Here is a 6,316-nt window from a genome sequence, read left to right as displayed (position 1 = left end):
AGAAGCCAGAAACCGGAAGCCGGAAGGGCGGGCGGTGGCCAACTCAAGCTCGGGGGACTCAGTCGTCGACCGCGTGGTGCGTGTCCTCGAGGCGTTCCCGGAGGGTGTCAGCTCGCTTCCCCTCACGGAACTGGCCGAGCGTTCGGGCCTTCCGCTCACGAGTGCGCATCGGCTCGTCCGTCAGCTCGCGGACCATCGGCTGCTCGAACAGGCTCCGGGAGGAAAGGTGCAGCTGGGCCTGCGTCTGTGGGAGCTCGTGAACCGCAATTCCCCGATCCTCCTCCTGCGCCAGGCCGCGCTCCCGTTCATGGACGACATCCATCAGGTTCTCAATCAGAACGTCAACCTCGGGGTCCTGCAGGGCGATGACGTCCTGTTCGTCGAACGCCTCTCGCGCCGCGGTTCCGTCGCGAACCGCGCGAAGGTGGCCGGACGCATGCCGGTGCATGTCTCCTCGGCTGGGATCGCACTCATGTCCGGTCAGCCGAGGGCCGCGCAGAACGCGTACCTTGCCCGCTTCCGGGACCCGGCCGGGAAGGTCGACGCCGACTCCGTCCGCCGGCTTCTCGCGACGGCGGCGGAGCGGGGCTACGCGGAGCTCGCTGGTGTCGTCGATCCGGAGACCTGGGGCATCGCTGTGCCCATCGAAGACCGCCAGCGGCGCACGGTCGCGGCGATCGGCGTCGTCGTTCCCCTCGCCGAGGTGCGCATCCACCAGATCGTGCCCGCGTTGCGGACTGCGGCCCGAGGGATCGGGCGCCAGCTGGGCTCGCTGACCCCAGCGCCCTGACAACTCCGCCCCCGCCCTGACCCCCTCCCGGCCCACTTGTCGTCTCGGGTACAGCTACTACGCCTTCTCAGGCGTTTCGGGTGCAGATACCCCTCGTCTACCCCATCATCTCTTTCCGTTCAACGGAAACTCGATAACGCCGTCGTCGTGATTCGGCGCACACTCGAAGTAGACCACCGGAGCCGAGCCCAACGACGGGTGGCCCGAACAAGAAAGCGAGTGACGATGATGACCGAGCGCAAGACGCACAAGACCCAGGTGGCGATCATGGGGGCGGGGCCGGCGGGCCTCATGCTGTCCCACCTGCTGTACCGCGCGGGGATCGACAGCACGGTCGTGGAAATCCGCAGCCGTGACGCCATCTCCCACACGATCCGCGCGGGCATCCTCGAGGCGGGTTCCGTCGACCTCTTGGTAGGCTCCGGCGTCGACAACGTGCTCCGCAACGGCCACGAGCACGAGGGGACTGAGTTCCGCGTGAACGGCGAGGGGCACCGGATCGACTTCAAGGGCCTCACCGGCCAGTCGGTGTGGCTGTACCCGCAGAATGACGTGTTCGACGATCTCGCCGCACAGCGCGAGGCCGACGGCGGCGATGTGCGGTACTCGTGCTCGGACACCCAGGTGACCGACCTGACGGGCAGGCCCAAGGTCTCCTTCAAGGACTCCGAGGGCCAGGAGTGGGAGCTCCAGGCGGACATCCTCGTCGGAGCGGACGGATCACGCTCGCATTGCCGCTTCCAGATCCCCGAGGCCGACCGCACGTGGTACTTCAACGAATACCCGTTCGCGTGGTTCGGCATCCTCACCGAGGCTCCCCGAAGCGCCCCCGAGCTCATCTACGCGAACTCGGCACACGGCTTCGCCCTCATCAGCCAGCGCACGGACACGATGCAGCGCATGTACTTCCAGTGCGACCCGAAGACGAACCCTGCGGACTGGACCGAAGAACAGATCTGGGAGCAGTTGCGCCTTCGCGTGAACGGCAACGGCTTCGAGCTCAAGGAGGGGCCGGTCGTCGACAAGGTTGTGCTGCCGTTCCGTTCCTTCGTGCACACCCCCATGCGCCACGGCAACCTGTTCCTGGCAGGCGACGCCGCGCACACCGTCCCGCCCACCGGCGCCAAGGGCCTCAACCTCGCCCTCCACGACGTGCGGCTGCTCTTCGAAAGCCTCGACTCCTACTTCAAGACGGGTTCGACGGCGCTCATCGACACCTACTCCGAGCGCGCCCTGGATCGCGTGTGGAAGGCCCAGTACTTCTCGTACTGGATGACCACGCTCCTGCACACCGTGCCCACCGAGGAGAACCACGGGTTCTTCCGTTCACGCCAGCTCGGGGAGCTCCGCTCGCTCCTCGAGTCCGAGCACGGCCGCGCGTACATCGCCGAGTGCTACACGGGGTGGCAGGGCAAGTAGCCGGACGCCCCCGTTGCGCCGTCCCCGCCCACGCACCCTACAGAGGTGACGGCGCAACGGGGGGCGGGTGAAAGGATGCGTCTATGAGCGAAACGACGGGCGCCACCACAGCCTTCTGCCTCGACAAAGCCGACCCGGCCTCGTGGAAGGCGCTCAACGCGCTCGCAGCGGCGGTCCGCGAGGCGACGGCGGCGGCAGGGGTGGGGCGCGACGTCGTGGAACTCGCCAACGTGCGGATTTCCCAGCTCAACGGGTGCGCGTACTGCCTGGACCTCCATGGGCGGCTTGCGGAGGAAGCTGGCGTCGCGCCGGTGAAGCTGCGCGTCCTGCCGGCGTGGAGAGAGACATCCATCTTCAGCGAGGCCGAGGAGGCCGCCCTCACGATCGCGGAGGCCGTGACGCTCCTGCCCGACGAGGACGAGCGGGTGGCCTCGCTTGACTCCGCACGGTTTGTCCTCGGGGATCAGGCCTACTCAGCCCTGTGCTGGGCAGCTTCGACGATGAATACGTTCAACCGCGTCTCGATCGTGAGCCGCCACCGGGTGAGGAAGCCTTGAGCGCGCTCGGAAGAGACCACGGCCCTGCATGCTCCCGCGTGCAGGGCCTATTTTTGTTCTGCATCTTGTTCTCAGACATTCAGCGATATATCGTTAATGGATCGGATCACTCGGATCCGGATACCGTTAACGATCAGGAGATCACCATGCGCGGACATCCAGAACACCACCATCACGAGGGCCGCGGTTTCGGCCCCGGCGCCCCCGGCGGATTCGGGCCGGGGTTCGGCCCAGGCTTCGGCGGCCCCGGGCTCGGGCGCGGCCACGGCTTCCCGCCTGGCTTCGGACCGCGGGGAGGCCGACGCGCAAGCCGCGGCGACGTGAGGGCCATGATCCTCTCGCTCCTCACCGAACAGCCCCTCACCGGCTACGGCATCATCCAGGCTGCGAGCGAGCGCACCAACGGCATGTGGCGGCCTAGCCCCGGCTCCGTCTATCCCACGCTCCAACAGCTCGTGGACGAGGACCTTGTCGAGCAGGCGGGCGAAGGAAAGCGGACCGAATACACCCTCACCGAGTCGGGGCGAGAGTACGTCGCCGGCCACGCCGAGGAGTTGCGGAAGGCCTGGGACGCCGCCCCCGGCCGGAGCGAGGAAACCGACGCCCTCATGGAAAGTGCCATGAAGTTCATGGGCGTGCTCCATCAGTTCAAAGTCGCTTCGACGGATGAGCAGAGGGCGAAGGCCGCGGCCGCCATCGACGAGGCCCGCAAGGCGCTCTATCTCATCCTCGCCGAATAGACGACCGACCAGCCGAGGAGGCCTATGTCCCACAACGTACCCGGGCGCCCACCCGCCGTCGCCCGCGGTGGCCGCATCTCGAGCGGCGATGCCGCCCTGCAGAAGAAGCTCAACGCCGAGGCGCCGCGCATTCCGCACCTCCTCCGGCGCATCTCAGAGCTCTTCGCGCCACACAAGTATTCGCTGATCCTCACCGTTGTCCTCGTCCTGACCGGGGCGGCGCTCTCCGTCGTCCCGCCGCTGCTCACCCAGAGGACGTTCGACGACGGGCTGTTCCCGCCCGGCGGCCACCCCAATCTCCCGCGGCTCGCCGAGCTCGTAGGCCTGATGATCGGCGTCTACGTCATCTCCGCCCTGCTCGGCGTGTGGCAGACCTATGTCACGTCTACGGTCGGAAACGCCGTCATGGGTTCGCTGCGGGTGAAGCTGTTCAGCCACCTCCAGTCGATGGAGCTGAGCTTCTTCACGCGCACGAAGACGGGCGTCATCCAGTCGCGGCTGCAGAACGACGTCGGCGGGGTCGCCAACGTCCTGGCGAACACCGTCTCGGGCGTGGTGGGGAATATCGTCACCGTCGTAGCCGCGTTCGTGGCGATGCTCGCGCTCAACCCGCAGCTGACGCTCATCGCCGTGCTGCTCATGCCAGTCCTCGTCGTGGCCCAGCGCCGGGTCGGTCAGGTCCGGGCCCGGATCGCGACGAGGACGCAGGAGTCCCTCTCCGACATGACTGCTATCACCCAGGAATCGCTGAGCGTCTCCGGCATCCTGCTCTCGAAGAGCTTCAACCGCCAGCGGGATGAGATCGGCAGGTACTCCGCGGAGAACCGCAATCTGGTTGGCCTTCAGATCAGGCAGGCCATGAGCGGGCAGTACTTCTTCGCGCTCGTGAGCATCTTCCTCTCCTCGATTCCGGCGATCGTGTACCTCGTTGCGGGCTGGCTCCTCGCGGGAGGAACGGTGAGCATCACGGCGGGCACGATCGTCGCGTTCACGACCGTCCAGGCCCGGCTCCTCTTCCCGCTCATCGCTATCATGCGCGTGGCACTCGACCTGCAGACCTCCGGAGCGCTGTTCGCCCGGATCTTCGAATACCTCGACTTGCGCCCCGCGATCGTCGATGCTCCGGACGCCCGGCCGCTGCCCGTGGATGCGCCGCGGCTCGGGGAAGTCGAGTTCGATCAGGTGTCGTTCCGCTATCCCGACGCCCGCGGCGAGGAGCGGGCGACGCTCGAAGAGGTCTCCTTCTCGATCCAGCCGGGTCAGTTCGCCGCGTTTGTCGGGCCCAGCGGGGCCGGGAAGACGACGGTCTCCTACCTCATCCCGCGCTTCTACGAGGCCAGCTCGGGATCGGTCCGGTTCGCAGGGCGGGACGTGCGGGAGATCGATCATGAGTCGCTCGTGGGCCACATCGGGATCGTGAGCCAGGAGACCTACCTCTTCCACGCCACCATTGCCGAGAACTTGCGCTACGCGAAGGTCGACGCATCCCAGGAGGAACTCGAGGCGGCCGCCCGCGCCGCCAACATCCACGACACCATCGTCTCGTTCCCCGACGGCTACGGCACTGTCGTCGGTGAGCGCGGGTACCGGCTCTCCGGGGGCGAGAAGCAGCGCATCGCCATCGCGCGCGTGCTGCTCAAGGACCCCGAGGTGCTCGTCCTGGACGAGGCGACGAGTGCCCTCGACACCATCTCCGAGCGCGCGGTCCAGCAGGCCCTCGACACCGCGGCCCATGGACGCACGACGATCGCGATCGCGCACCGCCTTTCGACCATCGTGGGTGCCGACGTCATCTACGTGGTTGACCGCGGCCGGATCGTCGAGCACGGTTCGCACGCCGAGCTCCTCATCGCAGGGGGCGCCTACGCGAGGCTGTACGCGGAGCAGGCGGCCGAGCCCTCGGCGACCGGCCAGCTCTGAGCCACGGCGCGGGCCGTCTCGGGTACAGAAACTCCCCCTTCTGGCCGTCTCCGGTACAGATACTCCCCGGTTTGGCGGGTTTCGGGTGCAGATATGCACCTGGCGCACGACGGCGCTGCCCCGCCCAGCGGGGGTGGGGAACCCGCCGTCGTGCCTCGCCGTGAGGGTGGTTGCGGCGCCTGTACCCGAAAGGCTGAGGAGGCGCAGTTTCTGCTCCCGAAACGCTGAGAGGGGGGAGTATCTGTACCCGAGACGGGGAAGAAGGGGGAGGGAGAGAGCGGAATCATAGTCGCCCGATTGGGATTCACGAAAACCGGCGTGGGATGATGGATGGGATGACTTCCCCCACGCGAATCCCCAGTGCCCTGAGCCCTGCCGCCGGGAACCCCGCCGCCGCGAGCGAGGGCCCCGCCGATGACGCGCGCCCCCAGGTTCGACCCGCGGCCGAAGGCTGGGAGCAGCAGCGCACGCCCGAGGGGCGGCCGCTCCTTCAGTTTGCGTCCCCTCGCGTGAAGCAGCCGCCGCAGCACCTCGCCGACCTCACGCTCAAGGAACGGCAGGAGAAGCTCAAGGAACTGGGCCTCCCGGCGTTCCGTGCGAAGCAGCTCAGCACCCACTACTTCCAGCACTGGACCACCGACTCCGAACGCATGAGCGACCTGCCGAAGGCGGGCCGCGAGGAGCTCGTCGGAGCGATGTTCCCGCCGCTCCTCACCGAGGTCCGCCGCCTGCGCACGGACGACGGCAACACCATCAAGTTCCTGTGGCGACTCTTCGACGGCGCCCTCGTCGAGTCGGTCCTCATGCGTTACCCCGGCCGCATCACTCTCTGCGTCTCCTCCCAGGCGGGCTGCGGCATGAACTGCCCGTTCTGCGCGACCGGGCAGGCC

General features: G+C 67.6%; 5 protein-coding genes and 1 pseudogene. All 6 read left to right on the top strand.

Annotation, left to right across the window (positions count from 1 at the left end; genetic code table 11):
• The first annotated feature begins 34 nt into the window (after positions 1 to 34).
• Positions 35 to 790, top strand: a complete 756-nt coding sequence (locus V7053_RS06215) for an IclR family transcriptional regulator (protein ID WP_334171436.1) — start codon at positions 35 to 37, stop codon at positions 788 to 790.
• Positions 791 to 1,018: 228 nt separating this feature from the next.
• Positions 1,019 to 2,209, top strand: a complete 1,191-nt coding sequence (locus tag V7053_RS06210) for a 4-hydroxybenzoate 3-monooxygenase (protein ID WP_334171435.1) — start codon at positions 1,019 to 1,021, stop codon at positions 2,207 to 2,209.
• An 83-nt stretch (positions 2,210 to 2,292) separates the two neighbouring features.
• Positions 2,293 to 2,766 carry a carboxymuconolactone decarboxylase family protein gene (locus V7053_RS06205; protein WP_334171400.1) on the top strand — a complete coding sequence of 158 codons (474 nt, stop codon included), beginning with the start codon at positions 2,293 to 2,295 and terminating at the stop codon, positions 2,764 to 2,766.
• A gap of 146 nt (positions 2,767 to 2,912) precedes the next feature.
• The gene (locus V7053_RS06200) at positions 2,913 to 3,506 is read left to right on the top strand and encodes a PadR family transcriptional regulator (RefSeq protein ID WP_334171399.1); all 594 of its coding nucleotides are present in this window, start codon (positions 2,913 to 2,915) and stop codon (positions 3,504 to 3,506) included.
• A gap of 24 nt (positions 3,507 to 3,530) precedes the next feature.
• Positions 3,531 to 5,426: an ABC transporter ATP-binding protein gene (locus tag V7053_RS06195; RefSeq protein WP_334171398.1), complete on the top strand. Its 1,896-nt coding sequence runs from the start codon at positions 3,531 to 3,533 to the stop codon at positions 5,424 to 5,426.
• 335 nt (positions 5,427 to 5,761) lie between these two features.
• Positions 5,762 to 6,316, top strand: a pseudogene (locus tag V7053_RS06190) (23S rRNA (adenine(2503)-C(2))-methyltransferase RlmN); the annotation flags it as partial.

The organism is Sinomonas sp., assembly GCF_036848755.1.
Classification (GTDB): Bacteria; Actinomycetota; Actinomycetes; order Actinomycetales; family Micrococcaceae; genus Sinomonas.
This window is presented reverse-complemented; position numbering and strand designations above follow the sequence as displayed.

Bases quoted from the DNA above. Each gene is read 5' to 3' on its own strand.
- V7053_RS06210 (WP_334171435.1), top strand. From the start codon at position 1,019: ATGACCGAGCGCAAGACGCACAAGACCCAGGTGGCGATCATGGGGGCG.
- V7053_RS06205 (WP_334171400.1), top strand. From the start codon at position 2,293: ATGAGCGAAACGACGGGCGCCACCACAGCCTTCTGCCTCGACAAAGCC.
- V7053_RS06200 (WP_334171399.1), top strand. From the start codon at position 2,913: ATGCGCGGACATCCAGAACACCACCATCACGAGGGCCGCGGTTTCGGC.
- V7053_RS06195 (WP_334171398.1), top strand. From the start codon at position 3,531: ATGTCCCACAACGTACCCGGGCGCCCACCCGCCGTCGCCCGCGGTGGC.